Below are 15,057 nucleotides of genomic sequence, written 5' to 3'. Positions count from 1 at the left end.
GACGGATATGAAGGAACAAATGAGATTAGAATTTTTAAATAGTTATAATGACGCTTCTGAAGCATTTTATTTTTCACCAGGTAGAGTCAATTTGATTGGTGAACACATCGACTATAATGGTGGTATGGTTTTGCCTGTTGCGATTAACCTCGGTACCTATGCGCTCGTGAGTCCAAGAAAGGATTCAAAGGTAAGATTAAAATCATTAAACTTTGAATCGCTGGGTGTGATGAGCTTTGATTTAAATTCGATAGAGTATGACCCTGCTCTTGATTGGGCGAACTACCCAATGGGCGTATTGTACACACTTCAAGCTGAAGGACATAAGACACCTTTTGGATTTGATCTACTCTTTTATGGCGATTTACCAAATGGCGCGGGTCTATCATCATCAGCATCGATCGAAGTTTTAATGGCGACTATTGCCAACGACTATTATCACCTTGGACTTGATGGCGTTGAAATCGCAAAACTTTGCCAGTTGTCGGAAAATCAGTTTAATGGCGTTAATTGCGGTATTATGGATCAATTTTCCATCGCAATGGGTAAAAAAGATCATGCGATTATGCTTGATTGTGATACTTTAGATTACACATATGTACCTGCAACATTAGGGGATTATCGAATTGTAATTATTAATACGAATAAAAAGCGTGGTCTTGTTGACTCAGAGTACAATCAGAGAAGAAGTGAATGTGAAACCGCATTTAGTCTTTTGAAGTCCAATTATAAAAAGCGACCAATCACATCGTTGTGTGATATGACGCCTAAAGAGTTTATTGAGGTATCAGAAGTGCTTGAATCCAGCTCAGTCTATAAGAGAGCCATTCATGCGATTCAAGAAAATTTCAGAACTAAAAGTAGTAAGACTGAGCTCACTGAAGGGAATCTGTTGGCTTTTGGTGAATGGATGTACAGCTCTCATGAGTCTTTAAGCAATAGCTTTGAAGTGAGCTGCTTTGAACTGGATACTGTTGTAGAGCTTAGTAGAAAAGAACGCGGTGTAATTGGGGCAAGAATGACTGGTGCTGGATTTGGTGGCTGTGCAATAGCACTGGTTCATAAAGACCACATAGAAGCATACGAACAGAGTATCTCTATACAATACAAAGCGCTAACTGGCACAGAAGCATCGTTTTATGTTGCGCGAATTTCGGGAGGAACTGCACGTGTTGAATAAATTATTAATCGATGTTGAAGGTCTTATACGCTTTGGGCTAGAACATCGAATGATTAGTGAGCTTGATGTGGAAGTCGTTAGAAATCAGTTCTGGAAGAGATTGAATACAATTGCAGATATTGATGAAGTCCTTAGTGCAGAGGTGCCAACCTTAGGCGTATATGAGCTTTTAAACAATATCACCGTATCAGCAGCTGAAATGGGTGAGCCTTTAGAATATTCGTATCAAATAGAGCAGTTTCAAGCGGAGCTCATGAGCTATTTAATGCCGAGAAATTCAGAAGTTAATCGTATTTTTTGGTCACTGCATCATGCGGATCCCAAATTTGCTACTGAGTATTTCTATAGTCTTTCAAATGCGTCTACTTATATCAGAATGGATCGCGTCAGTAAAAACATCAATTGGGTGACTGAAACGCCATATGGTGATATGGATATTACGATCAACATTTCAAAACCAGAAAAGGATCCGAAAGAGATTGCTTTAGCAAAGACACTACCACCATCTGTGTATCCAAAGTGCTTACTTTGTGTTGACAATGCCGGCTATCAAGGCAATATCAACCATCCAGCAAGACACAATCACAGAATTGTTGAAATGAATTTGCAAAATGAACCTTGGTATCTGCAATATTCACCATATGTCTATTACAATGAGCATGCAATCGTATTGTGTCGTGAACATCGCGATATGAAAATCGATCGAAATACATTTGTTAGACTTTGTGATTTTGTCGATTTGGTGCCACATTATTTTATCGGTTCCAATGCGGATCTTCACACGGTGGGAGGCTCTATTTTAACCCACGATCATTATCAAGCGGGAAATTATGAAATGCCAATGATGCGCGCAGAGGTCTATGAAACGATTCGTCTTGAATCGTTTGATGGCATTGCTTATGATGTGCTGAAATGGCCATTATCGGTTGTAAGGTTAAGAAGTAAGAATAGAGAACGGATCATTGAAGCATCTTCTGATTTGCTTCAAAAATGGATCGGTTACTCAGATGAAAAATACGAGCTTTCCGCTCACACAAATGAACGTCATAATACGGTGACACCAATTTTAAGAAAAATGAATGGTGAGTACGAAATGTATCTCGCTTTGAGAAATAATAGAAAATCAGAAAGACATCCTGATGGTATCTTCCATCCACATGTCGAACACCATCACATTAAAAAAGAAAACATCGGTTTAATAGAAGTTATGGGATTAGCAGTTCTGCCTGCACGTCTTGCAGCGGAGCTAGAGCAGTTAAAAACAGAACTTATAATTGCTTGGGACAGTGAAAAGGCAGTTCTAGATGAAATAGAGTTCTCAGAAATAACAGAAAAGCATGAAAAATGGATTCAAGAGATGAGACCAGAAATAGTTGATTTGTTTGCACAGCAAGGGAATACGACTTGTATGGACCAGACCTTATCTGACTTCTTAAAAGCACAGGTTGGTAAAAAGTTTGAGCTTGCACTTAGAGATTCTGGCATATATAAAGAGCAGTATGATGGTATTGTTGAATTTTTAAAGGCTTAGAGGATTGACTTGGAGGCAAAGATGGACATTAAGATGGGCAAAGAAGAAACGCTCAGTAAGTTACTTAATTTACCGATAGAATGGATTGAATTAAGTAACAACCAAGGTATGTCTGCAAAGTTCTTGAATTATGGGGCAATTTTACAGTCGTTAATGGTACCAGATGCTTCTGGTTTAATTGAAAATGTGGTTATGACATATGATGACCCAAATGACTTTGTAAAAAATCCAATGTTTTTAAATGCTGTTATTGGCCCCAATGCCGGTCGTATAAAAGAAGGCCAGCTCATTATTGGTGAAAGAGTCTACAGTTTACCTGTGGATAGAATAGGCAATAACCTTCATAGTGGTCAAGAGGGACTTCACAAACAGCTTTGGATGGTTACAGGCGAGATGATGTCCAATGAGTCCTGTAGTGTCACCTTGAAGTATGTTCATGGACATTTACAGGGTGGCTTTCCTGGAAACATTGTTTTTGAGATGGTGATTGAGTTAAATGATGCCAATGAATTAATCGTGACACATCGTGCTATGGCGGATCGTGATTGCCATATCAATACGACCAATCATACCTATTTTAACCTTTCAGGAAATGAAAAACGCAAAATAGACGAACATTTACTCTTTGTTAATGCGGATTATTTTTATAATTTGGATGAAAAAAGCTGTCCAATCGAAGAGAAAATTCATGTTAAAGGGACAGCGTACGATTTTAGGCAATTGACGCCAATTTTAAGCGCCTATATGAGTGTTTACCAAGGCATCGATCACCCGTTTTCTCTAGAAGACCCAATTGATAAAGGAAAACCTCAGGTGATTTACAAGGACCCCGTGTCTGGTAGGATGCTTGAAATTACAAGCGATCAATCGGATGTGGTCATATATACAAATAATATTTCGTACAAAAATCACCATGGTATATGCTTTGAAACACAAAAGCGTCCAAATGCTGTGAATGTTATCGATGCTGGGATTAAGTACGTAAATGAAACCAAATATGCCTTTAAAATTCAAAAATAGTTACAATTCAAACACCCTCAGCAAGAGGGTGTTTTTTTATCTGTACAATTATGAATATTAAATTTATTTGATACAAAAATATTCGTATTTTGTCTTGACGCAGGACAGAAACTTCTATATCATTTGTATATACGAATAAACCTTTGAAAAGCATAAAAAACATTCGGATTTTAGGAGGCGTTATGAAAGTTGCTATTCTAATGGGCAGTGACTCGGATTTTCCAGTCGTTGAACGTTGTATAGGTATTTTGAAAAAATTTGATGTGGAAGTTGTTGCTAGAGTTTTATCAGCACACAGAACGCCACACTTAGCTGTCGAGTTTGCAATGAATGCAGAAGCAGAGGGCGTTGAGGTTATTATCGGTGCGGCTGGAAAAGCGGCGCACTTACCTGGTGTTATCGCAGGGGTAACAACGCTACCGGTAATCGGCATTCCAATCAAATCATCCACGCTAGACGGTCTAGACTCACTCCTTTCGATCGTACAAATGCCAAGTGGCATTCCAGTTGCGACAGTTGCTGTTGACGGGGCAGAAAATGCTGGTCTTTTAGCAGTACAAATCCTTTCAGTTAAATACCCTGAGTTAAGAGAAAAAATGAGAGCATATAAATCTGAGATGGCTGAAGCAGTTTTAAAGAAAGACGCTTCGATTCAATCTCGTTATTAATTCATTAAGCTTGTGGCGATGCTACAAGCTTATATCTGCTTATAAAGCAATGTCTGTAAATAAAGTAAAAGATGACATTCCGTTTTATATTGGATATGTAAATGTCACACGGTCGATTACTGTAGGTGGCATCTAGAAGAGAAAAAATAAAATATATGGAGGTTCATATGAACAAGTTAGAGCAACTTTATGAAGGTAAAGCTAAGAAGGTTTTTAAAACAGAAAATGAAGATTACTATATTGTAGAATACAAAGACGATGCTACCGCATTTAACGGAGAGAAAAAAGGCACTATTTCGGATAAAGGCGTGGTTAACAATAAAATGAGCGCACTTTTGTTCAAGATGCTAGAAGAACAAGGCATTCCAACACATTTCGAAAAATTACTTTCTGATAGAGAGCAATACGTAAAAGCGGTTACTATTTTACCACTTGAAGTTATCGTTAGAAACGTAGCAGCTGGATCACTTGCTAAAAGATTGGGTCTTGAAGAAGGCGTCGTAATGAAGGAAACCGTTTTAGAGTTCTGTTACAAGGATGATGCACTTGGTGATCCAATGATCAATGACTATCACATCTATGCAATGGCATTTGCGACACGTGAGCAAGTTGAAAAAATCAAGGAAATGGCACTTAAAATTAACACGATTTTAGTGGAGTTCTTCTTAGCACATGGCTTAAAGTTAATTGACTTTAAACTTGAATTCGGTTTATTTAAAGGGGAAGTTATCTTGGCAGATGAGATTTCACCGGATACCTGCAGACTTTGGGATGCAGAAACAAACAAAAAAATGGATAAAGACCGTTTTAGAAGAGATCTTGGCGATGTAGAGCAAACTTATCAAGAAGTTTTAAGTAGAATTCAAGCCTAATTAGGCGGAGGCATATTAATGGATGATTTTTTAAAGATGGACAAACTCAGTGAAGAATGTGGCGTTATTGGAATCCACGCACCAGGTGTAAGTGGCATTTCGCACATGCTTTGTTTCGGTTTAATTGCACTTCAACACAGAGGTCAAGAGAGTGCAGGGATTGCAGTTCTAAAAAACGATAAAATGCAATATTATAAAGAAATGGGTTTGGTCCAAGAAGTTTTCGACAATGAAATCCTCGATCGTTTACCAGCGGATATCGGTATTGGTCACGTTAGATACAGTACCACAGGAGACAGCTATGTATCAAATGCGCAACCTCTTGTGGTGAGATACAAGGGTGGAAGTATTGCTCTTGCACATAACGGCAACTTAGTCAATGCGGTGGAAATTAGAAATCGTCTTGAAGATGAAGGCTCAATCTTTCAAACTTCTATCGATTCAGAGGTTATCGCAAACCTTATCGCGAAAAATTACAGCTTAGGTATGAAAGAAGCTGTCGTTGAGTCGGTTAAAGAAATTAAAGGTTCGTATGCACTTACCATCGTCATCGATCATATGCTGATTGGTGTGAGAGACCCAAATGGCTTAAGACCACTTTCGCTTGCGAAGTTACCTGAAGGTGGCTATGTGCTTGCATCAGAATCGTGTGCACACGATGTTGTGGGTGCAGAGTTTGTAAGAGATGTAGAACCAGGCGAAATCGTTATCATCAGTGATGAAGGTGTAGAATCTATTTTCTTCACTGAGGGTCATAAAAAAGCCATTTGTGCTTTTGAATACGTTTACTTTGCAAGACCAGACAGTATCATAGATGGTAAAAGTGTCTATGAAACGCGTGTTGAGTCTGGACGAATTTTAGCGAGAGAATATCCTGTTGATGCAGATATGGTGATCGCTGTACCTGACTCGGGGATTGCTGCTGCTATCGGTTATGCCGAAGAGTCTGGTATTCCTTATAACACGGGATTGATTAAGAATAAATACATGGGTAGAACGTTCATTCAGCCAGATCAAAAGTCTAGAGAACTTGCTGTTAGACTTAAACTCAATGTGATGAAAAGAAATATTGAAGGAAAAAGACTTATTTTAATAGATGATTCCATCGTAAGAGGAACGACGAGCAAGCGTATCATAAACATGCTGAAAGCGGCTGGTGCTTCTGAAGTTCATGTAAGAGTGAGCTCGCCACCAGTTAAGCACCCTTGCTATTTCGGAATCGATACGCCCAATAGACAGCAATTAATCGGTGCAATCCATACGATAGATGAGATTTGTGAGATGATTGGCGCAGATAGTTTGGCATTTTTAAGTGACGCTGGTCTGAAAAAATCCATCGATTTTAAACCATGTGGACTCTGTACCGCTTGCTTTGATGGCGACTATCCAATGGAAGTGCCTGAAGAAGCAAATAAATTTATGTTTGAATAAACGCCAACGATTATAGTGAAAAGAGGATGTTAAGACGATGTCAAAAGATAAATTAACCTATGCAGCTTCTGGAGTAGACGTCAAAGAAGGCGCTAGAGCAGTGGAACTAATGAAAAAGCACGTTAAAGAGACTTATAATGGCGATGTTATTGGCGATCTAGGAAACTTTGGTGGTTTGTTACGACTAAGTGGTAGCTACAAAAGTCCAGTTTTGGTTGCTGGAACAGATGGTGTTGGTACAAAATTAAAGCTTGCTTTTATGATGGACAAACATGATACCGTGGGTCAAGACTTGGTAGCGATGTGTGTTAATGATATCCTTTGCCAAGGGGCTATGCCGCTTTTCTTTTTAGATTATCTAGCAACTGGTAAGCTCAATGCAGAAAGCGCCGAGCAAATCGTCAAAGGGATTACAGACGGTTGTAAGCTCGCTGCAATGCCTTTATTAGGTGGGGAAACTGCTGAAATGCCAGGTTTTTACGGTGAAGGTGAGTACGATATGGCTGGTTTTGCTGTAGGCGTCGTCGATGAGGAGAAAATCATCACAGGTGCGAGCATAAAACCAGGCGATGTCATCCTTGGTCTTAAGTCGAGTGGCATTCATTCAAATGGTTACTCACTCGTTAGAAAACTTTTCTTTGATCAATTGGGATTATCCGTTGATACATTTATTCCTGAATTGAATACGACATTAGGAAAGGCACTGATAGAGCCAACTAAAATCTATGTGAAACCAATATTGAAGCTTTTGTCAGAGGTGAATATTAAAGGTATGGTTCACATGACAGGAGGCGGCTTCTATGAAAATATTCCGCGTGTGCTTTCTGAGGGTCAAAACGCAAAAATCAAGTTGGATTCTTGGTCAAAACCTGCAATCTTTGATTATATCGAAAAAGTAGGTAACATCGATCGAGAAGACTTATATGGCACCTTTAATATGGGTGTAGGCTTTATCGTAATCGTTGACGCAAATGATGTCGATAAAACGGTTCAATTGCTATCAGAGCAAGGTGAGACGGTTTCGATTATCGGTGAAGTAATTGAAGGAGAAAAGGGCGTAACTTTATGGAACGCTTAAATATAGCGGTATTGGTTTCAGGTGGTGGATCAAATTTGCAAGCCATTATCGATGCGCTTCAGGATGAATTGAATCAAACCTCAATAAAGTGTGTGATTGCCAACAGAAAAGAGGCGTTTGGTTTAAAACGTGCTGAGAAATATGGCATAGATGCGCACTACTTTGGACTTGGTAATTTTCCAGATACGAAAGAGAGAACCATGCACATGCTTCAGTTGTTGAAGCATTACAATGTCGATTTAATCGTCCTTGCGGGCTATTTAGCAATTCTTGATGAAAGCTTTATCGAAGCTTTTAAAGGAAGGATCATCAATATACATCCTTCACTACTACCTAAGTATGGTGGTCAAGGATACTATGGTGCTAAGGTACACGAAGCGGTTATAGCAGCAGGTGAAAAATACAGTGGTGCGACAACACATTTTGTGGATAATGGCGTGGATACTGGTCGCATCATCTATCAAGCTCAGATTGAGGTCAAAGTAGGTGATACGCCAGAAACCTTGGCTCAGAGAGTGTTAAGAGAGGAACACCGACTTATAGTCAAGACGGTTAAAGACATTCAAGATGGTGTTGTTTTAATTGGAAATTAGCTATTAAATTCAGCCTTGTGGCGAGAAAAGGTGAAAGTAATGAAAAAAAGAGCTTTGTTAAGCGTTTCGGATAAAACAGGTATCGTTGAATTGGCTAGCGCTTTTCATGAATTAGGAATAGAGCTGGTTTCAACTGGTGGTACTGAACAAAGTATTAAAAATGCGGGTATACCAGTAAAAAACATCAGTGAAATAACAGGTTTCGAAGAGTGTTTAGACGGTAGAGTAAAAACCCTTCATCCAGTTGTACACGGTGGCATCTTAGCCATCCGCGATAGTGAAGATCATATGTCGCAGCTTGAAAAGTTGGGCATTGGTACGATAGACTATGTCATCATTAACTTATACCCTTTTAAGCAGACGGTTCAAAAGCCAAACGTTGCTTTTGAAGATGCTGTTGAAAATATCGATATCGGTGGTCCGACGATGCTGAGATCTGCAGCAAAAAACCACAGAGATGTGGTGGTTGTAATTGACCCTGAGGATTATACAGCTGTAGTTGATGCGATACGATCAGAGGGTGAAGTTCCTTATGAAATGAAATACGATTTGGCACTTAAGGTTTTTCAGCACACGGCATACTATGATGCGATGATTGCTGAGTATTTGATGAAGCATGCGAATAAGACACCTTTTACAAAGACATTTACAGTCACCTATGAAAAAGCCCAAGATTTAAGATATGGTGAAAACCCACATCAAAAAGCATCTTTTTACAAAGAAGTTCTCGATACGAAAGGCACCTTATCTGAAGCAGTTCAGCTTCATGGTAAAGAACTTTCGTTTAACAATATCAATGATGTTGATGGTGCACTTGCACTTGTCAAAGAGTTTGGGGAAAAACCAGCAGTGGTCGCAGTGAAGCATTCTAGTCCTTGTGGCGTAGGAACAGGCTTTGACTTGTTACATGCTTACACGAAAGCGTACGACTGTGATCCGGTATCGATCTTCGGTGGTATCGTCGCTCTCAATAGAAAAGTCGATGTACAGACGGCGGAAAAAATGAATGAAACGTTCTTAGAAATCGTTATTGCACCTGATTTTGATGAAGATGCATTGGAAGTTCTTATGAAAAAGAAGAATCTACGCATTTTAAAATTGGCATCAATGATGGAAAAGACGGCCAATCAACTGGATATGAAAAAGACACTTGGTGGGTTATTGGTTCAAGAAGTGGATCATAGCTTATTTGAAGGTGAACTCCAAGTGGTAACCGATAGAATTCCAACGAAAAAAGAAATAGAAGAATTGACTTTTGCATGGAAAGTAGTTAAGCATGCGAAATCGAATGCAATTGCCATTACACGCGATGGTCAAACCTTAGGGATCGGACAAGGTCAAGTTAGCCGAGTTTGGGCAACTGAAAATGCCATTCGCCAATCTAACTTCCCGGTGAAGGGTGCTGTTTTAGCATCTGATGCGTTTTTCCCATTTGCAGATGCGATAAAAGCAGCTGCAGAAGCAGGCATCTCAGCGATTATTCAACCTGGTGGCTCGGTCAGAGACCAAGAAGTTATCGAAGAAGCAAACAAATACGGTATGACAATGGTTTTCACTGGAATGAGACACTTTAAGCACTAATCGGAGGTCGTAATGAAGATATTGATTATTGGCAGCGGTGGGCGTGAACACGCAATTGCGTATAAATTAAGCCAAAGTGAAAGGAAACCAGAATTGTTTGTTGCGCCAGGAAATGCGGGGATGGCCGATATCGCTACCTGTGTCCCTTTAGCAGTAGATAATTTAGAAGGTTTGCTTTCATACGCGGTGACTGAAAAGATAGATTTGACCATTGTTGGGCCTGAACTACCTCTCGTTATGGGAATCGTGGATCTGTTTGAAGCTGAGGGACTGAGGATTTTTGGTCCCAAAAGATATGCATCTCAGTTTGAAGGTAGTAAAGATTTTACAAAAGCGTTTTTACAAAGACACAAAATCCCAACAGCTAAGTCGGAAACCCATGTGGATTATACATCTGCACTAGAGGCTTTGAATCGATTCACTTATCCTGTGGTGATAAAAGCAGATGGTCTTGCTGCTGGTAAAGGTGTTATCATAGCGGGAACAAAGGAAGAAGCTGAAATGGCACTTTCAGAGATGATGGAACATAAGATATTTGGTAACTCTGGTACCAAAGTCGTCATTGAAGCATTCTTAAAGGGGATTGAAGCCTCTATTCTTTGCTTTGTGGATGGTAACACGATTTTACCAATGGCACCTGCACAGGACTACAAGAAAGCAATGGATGGTGATGAAGGCTTAAATACTGGGGGAATGGGCACTTATTCTCCAAGTCAGATCATTGATGCACCACTAATGGATCGTATACAAAATGAGATTCTCAACCCGTTTATCACTGGTATTAAAAAGGATGATATCGACTTTAAAGGGATTCTTTTTGTCGGTATTATGATAGATGGTGATGCGATTAATGTACTAGAATACAATGTACGTATGGGCGATCCTGAAACGGAAGTAACGCTATGTCGTATGGAAAATGATCTTTTAGATGTGATCGATGCTGTATTAGAAAAACGTCTTTCACAGGTAGAACTCAGTTGGACAGAAGAATCAGCAGTTTGCGTCATAATGGCTTCTGGTGGCTATCCAGCAGATTATGAGAAAAATAAAGTGATCTCAGGTCTCAAATCGATGTCCGAATCGGTAGTGGTTTATCACTGTGGAACAAAATTCGATTCTGAGGGGAATGTCGTGACAAACGGTGGAAGAGTTTTAGGCGTGACTGCAAAAGCGAAAACACTTAATGCTGCAAGAACACTCGCTTATCAAAATGTATCAAAGATTCAGTTTGATAAAATGAGCTATAGAACGGATATTGCTAAGTTTTAAACCCTATAGATTGTGGTATGAATTAACTGTTGAAGGTTTCTTCGACAGGTCAGCTTAACGACAAACGCCAATAGTTGCGTTAATTTTAAAAGCCTGCCTTCTTACGTATAAAATACGCTGTGAATGCAGGCTTTTTCATATCCTTAATATTGACGAGACATGGCACCCTCGTATCAAGTCTTTGACCATAGAAAAATCTGTATAGGAGATCAAAAATGAGAATAGGATATGCCTGCCTCACCGTCGGCGTTAGAGATACCGCGCTTAAGAGTTGTACACAGAAGAATGCAACAGAAGATCATCTTATAGCTTTAATACGTCATAATTTAGATGTGCTAAAAAGGATGCTAAACTACGATGTTCAGCATGGTATTCGAATGATGAGAATTAGCTCGGATATTATACCTTTTGGCTCAAGTCCAGTCAATCAACTGAAGTGGTGGTTGATTTTTGAGACCGAGCTAAAAGAAATTGGTGATTTTATTTTAAACGAAGATCTTAGAGTTTCTATGCACCCTGGGCAGTATACCGTTTTGAACTCACCGGATGAAGATGTCGTAAAAAGAGCGATCATAGACCTCGAATATCATGCGAGATTTTTAGATGCGCTAGGCGTTCCCGCTTCCCATAAGATTATTCTGCACATTGGTGGGGTTTATGGTGACAAAATAAAGGCAAAGGAACGATTTAAAAGGGTTTATAAGACGCTATCAAATTCGATAAAAAGAAGGCTGATTATCGAAAATGACGACAGGCTGTATACGATTTCTGATGTGCTTGAACTGGGTGAGGCACTTGAAATACCAGTTGTATATGATAATCTGCACAACTGGGTTAACCCGTCAGATTCAAATGTGCCGGATCGGATATGGATCGATCGAGCGGCTCACACTTGGCGACAGATGGATGGCAAGCCTAAAATTCACTATTCTCAACAAGCAGAAAACAAACGACTGGGTGCGCATACGGATACCATTTATATAGATGCGTTTTTAAACTTTATCGCAAATTTGGGTGATGTGAAACCAGATATCATGCTAGAGGTGAAAGATAAGAATCTGTCTGCTTTGAAATGTATCTATGTTTTATCAGAATATAATAAAATTAGCACTTTGGAGAAAGAATGGGAAAAGTATAAGTACTATGTCCTTGAAAGGTCTCCTAAGATTTATAATGAAATCAGAAGCTTGTTAAAGGATAAGACTGGTTATCCAGCAATTATATTTTACAAATGGATAGAAAACGCTCAGAGAACGCCTTTAGAATATGGAAGATCAATCAACGCGTTTCAACATGTCTGGGGGTATTTTAGAGAGGTCGCTGATGCTAAAGAAGTTAAACAATACGAAAAACAAGTTGCTCGAATAGAGTCTTCAGAAGCTGATTTTGAACATCAGATAGAGCTGTTAAAGCGTTTTTTATTGAAGCTGGCATTTAAATACAAAATTCATTATTTAATAGATAGTTTGTATTTTTATCTTTAAGGCATTCTTGAACGACAAATCTTATGTATTGGTGATTTAGATGTCTACAATGGTAATTATTAAGGGCAGTTATAACGCCTCAGGTAGTGGAGAAGTCCAGTACAAGAAGAGGTGTTATAACTGCCCTTTTAGATTGGCTTTAAATATTACGATTTTTAATGTACGCTTATTTATGCCCTTCTTCAGGTACGATGCAGATAAATTTCAACATACCTTTACCGACATTTGAAAATTGATGAAGTGTATTTGCTGGTACATATGCATAGCTACCTGGTTTGAGTTCGTGTAAAGTATCTCCAATTAACAAGGTACCATTGCCCTCAATAACATAATTAATATGTGGCCAATTGTGTTGATGTTTTGGGGAGTAACCTTCATTTTCTAGCTCTATTACACGCATTACGTAACCGTCCCAACCTTCTTTTGGTGAAACGAGTACTTTCATAGCCGCATTCTTTGCTTCAGGACTTGTAATTTCAGATGCTAATAGTTCATTAAAATTTCCGACAATCATATCTGCCTCCTTGATTTAAGTTCAACTCTCTATTTTTATTATACCATTTATTTGTTCTACCACGCACACTTTAGGGCATTAACTTATAAGAAACTGTAAATATTTTGTGACTCGAAATATTTGAGTGGCGAAAAAATAAATGCTATAATGGTTTTAGCACATAAATAGGGGGCAGTATGGATTTTTTGCAGAAGAGAGAAATGATACTTAAAGGGGATATGAAAAAAGTGATTTTAACTTTATCACTTCCGATTATGCTCAATAACTTTATTCATACCATTTACAACTTAACAGATACTTATTTTGTTTCAAAAATTCCAGGAAATGCCGTTGCAGGCATTCAGTTCGTATGGCCGTTAATCTTTTTAATCATGTCTTTTGGGATTGGTATGGCCGTTGCAACTTCTTCGATTATTGCGCAGTATATTGGAGCGCACATGCAGGAAAAGGCAAAGCAAACGGCTGGTCAAGCGATATTTTTAATGTTAGGTTTATCCATTGTATCCGGAATTGTTGGTTTTTTCTTTGCGCCGATGATCATTAAGGCAATGGGAGCGACAGGTGAGCTGTATGACAACTCATATGCTTATTTGAGTATCATGTTTTTAGGTATGCCGGCAACATTTTTACTCAATGCGTATAATGCAATTAAACAAGGGCAGGGAGATACAGTATCTCCTCTGATTATTGGTGCTCTGTCAGTTGGGACAAATATTATATTAGATCCGATTTTTATATTTGTTCTCGATATGGGAGTTCAGGGTGCAGCGCTTGCAACTGTAATTGCGACGGGTATTTTTGCGGTGTACGGCATTATTACAACGTTTAGCTCAAAACAAAGCCTGCAATTGACGTTTTCACATCTGAAATATAACAAAGAAATTTTGTCAAAGATCATCAGCATAGGCTTTCCATCATCTGCGGGTCAAGCAACTACGGCTTTTGGCTTCACGATATTGAACGTATTTCTAGTTTCTTTCGGAGACATTACACTTACTGCGTTTGCAGTTGGTAATAGAATCAGTTCATTGATCATGATGCCCGCCATGGGGATTGGTAGCGCACTGGCCACGATAGTGGGTCAAAACTTAGGAGCGGACAATGTTGGTAGAGCAAAGCTAGCAGTTCGAAATAGCACGTATTTATCAACCGCTTTTTTAGTGATCGGTGGCTTGATTATGCTTCCTTTTTCAAGACAAATCGTTTCTGCTTTCAGCAATGATCCTGAAGTGATCATCAGCGGAACGAATTACCTTAAAATGATCATATACTCTATTCCGTTGATGGGTTTCTTTCAAATTTTAGTGGGAACATTCCAAGGCTCTGGTCATACCGTATCTGCGATGATTTTAATGATGGGTAGATTATGGGGCTTGAGAATTCCAATGGTATTTGCCCTCAGTCATTTGGATGGCTTTGGGCCGGATTCGATCTGGTGGGCGATGATACTCTCCAACCTAATCACGTGTTTAATTGGCCTAGGGATATACAGTACAGGGCGCTGGCAGCATAAAATTATTAAGCAAAAGAAATCTTTGGTGGATGAATTTGCTGTGTGAAGTCGTTGACAAATTGAATCGAGTTGTTTATACTCTAAGTATAAAGAATCTTCAGGGCGGGGTGTAAGTCCCCACCGGCGGTAAAGCCCGCGAACCGAAAGGTTGATCTGGTGTAATTCCAGAGCCGACAGTTATAGTCTGGATGGAAGAAGAGGTTTATGTTTGATGTGTATGCATTTACCCCTGAAGTCTAGCTTTAGGGGTATTTTTTTTATAAGCACTGCTTTAAACAGCAAACAAATACCCTGAAGCCCCACACACAATTGGTCGGTAATCC

At 39.2% G+C, this 15,057-nt stretch carries 13 protein-coding genes and 1 riboswitch; of the genes, 12 read left to right on the top strand and 1 reads right to left on the bottom strand.

Going from position 1 to position 15,057, the window contains the following annotated elements; translation table 11 throughout:
* Positions 1-7 precede the first annotated feature (7 nt).
* From AC4PID_RS06115 to uvsE, 11 genes are all read left to right on the top strand, one after another.
* The gene (locus tag AC4PID_RS06115; RefSeq protein ID WP_492134679.1) at positions 8-1,180 is read left to right on the top strand and encodes a galactokinase; all 1,173 of its coding nucleotides are present in this window, start codon (positions 8-10) and stop codon (positions 1,178-1,180) included.
* The gene (locus AC4PID_RS06110) at positions 1,170-2,711 is read left to right on the top strand and encodes a UDP-glucose--hexose-1-phosphate uridylyltransferase (protein WP_492134678.1); all 1,542 of its coding nucleotides are present in this window, start codon (positions 1,170-1,172) and stop codon (positions 2,709-2,711) included. Before AC4PID_RS06115 ends, AC4PID_RS06110 begins: the two co-directional genes overlap by 11 nt.
* Positions 2,712-2,732: 21 nt before the next feature.
* The gene (locus AC4PID_RS06105) at positions 2,733-3,731 is read left to right on the top strand and encodes an aldose epimerase family protein (protein WP_492134677.1); all 999 of its coding nucleotides are present in this window, start codon (positions 2,733-2,735) and stop codon (positions 3,729-3,731) included.
* 182 nt (positions 3,732-3,913) lie between these two features.
* Positions 3,914-4,399, top strand: coding sequence for a 5-(carboxyamino)imidazole ribonucleotide mutase (purE, locus tag AC4PID_RS06100; protein WP_492134676.1), 486 nt, complete (start codon positions 3,914-3,916; stop codon positions 4,397-4,399).
* 167 nt (positions 4,400-4,566) lie between these two features.
* Positions 4,567-5,271: a phosphoribosylaminoimidazolesuccinocarboxamide synthase gene (purC, locus tag AC4PID_RS06095; RefSeq protein ID WP_492134675.1), complete on the top strand. Its 705-nt coding sequence runs from the start codon at positions 4,567-4,569 to the stop codon at positions 5,269-5,271.
* A gap of 18 nt (positions 5,272-5,289) precedes the next feature.
* Complete coding sequence (gene purF, locus AC4PID_RS06090) at positions 5,290-6,702, top strand: amidophosphoribosyltransferase (protein WP_492134674.1); 1,413 nt, start codon at positions 5,290-5,292, stop codon at positions 6,700-6,702.
* Between the two features lie 37 nt (positions 6,703-6,739).
* On the top strand, positions 6,740-7,780 hold the full coding sequence (gene purM / locus AC4PID_RS06085; protein ID WP_492134673.1) for a phosphoribosylformylglycinamidine cyclo-ligase: 1,041 nt from the start codon (positions 6,740-6,742) through the stop codon (positions 7,778-7,780).
* Positions 7,768-8,373, top strand: a complete 606-nt coding sequence (gene purN / locus AC4PID_RS06080) for a phosphoribosylglycinamide formyltransferase (RefSeq protein WP_492134672.1) — start codon at positions 7,768-7,770, stop codon at positions 8,371-8,373. The genes purM and purN overlap by 13 nt, the downstream gene beginning before the upstream one ends.
* Positions 8,374-8,412: 39 nt before the next feature.
* Positions 8,413-9,954 (top strand): bifunctional phosphoribosylaminoimidazolecarboxamide formyltransferase/IMP cyclohydrolase, encoded by a 1,542-nt coding sequence (purH, locus tag AC4PID_RS06075; protein ID WP_492134671.1) that lies wholly within the window; start codon positions 8,413-8,415, stop codon positions 9,952-9,954.
* Between the two features lie 12 nt (positions 9,955-9,966).
* Positions 9,967-11,223, top strand: coding sequence for a phosphoribosylamine--glycine ligase (gene purD, locus AC4PID_RS06070; protein WP_492134670.1), 1,257 nt, complete (start codon positions 9,967-9,969; stop codon positions 11,221-11,223).
* Positions 11,224-11,438: 215 nt separating this feature from the next.
* On the top strand, positions 11,439-12,707 hold the full coding sequence (uvsE, locus tag AC4PID_RS06065) for a UV DNA damage repair endonuclease UvsE (protein WP_492134669.1): 1,269 nt from the start codon (positions 11,439-11,441) through the stop codon (positions 12,705-12,707).
* 166 nt (positions 12,708-12,873) lie between these two features.
* Here uvsE and AC4PID_RS06060 read toward each other — a convergent pair whose 3' ends face one another.
* Complete coding sequence (locus AC4PID_RS06060; protein WP_492134668.1) at positions 12,874-13,221, bottom strand: cupin domain-containing protein; 348 nt, start codon at positions 13,219-13,221, stop codon at positions 12,874-12,876.
* 176 nt (positions 13,222-13,397) lie between these two features.
* Here AC4PID_RS06060 and AC4PID_RS06055 point away from each other — a divergent pair, with 176 nt between their 5' ends.
* Entirely contained in the window at positions 13,398-14,780 is a 1,383-nt protein-coding gene (locus tag AC4PID_RS06055) for an MATE family efflux transporter (protein WP_492134667.1), read from the top strand.
* 43 nt (positions 14,781-14,823) lie between these two features.
* Positions 14,824-14,938: riboswitch (FMN riboswitch) on the top strand.
* Positions 14,939-15,057 lie beyond the last annotated feature (119 nt).

Source organism: Fusibacter sp. QWL-12 (genome assembly GCF_058683495.1).
Note: the sequence above shows the minus strand (reverse complement) of the source record. Positions and strands in the feature narration are given on the sequence as shown.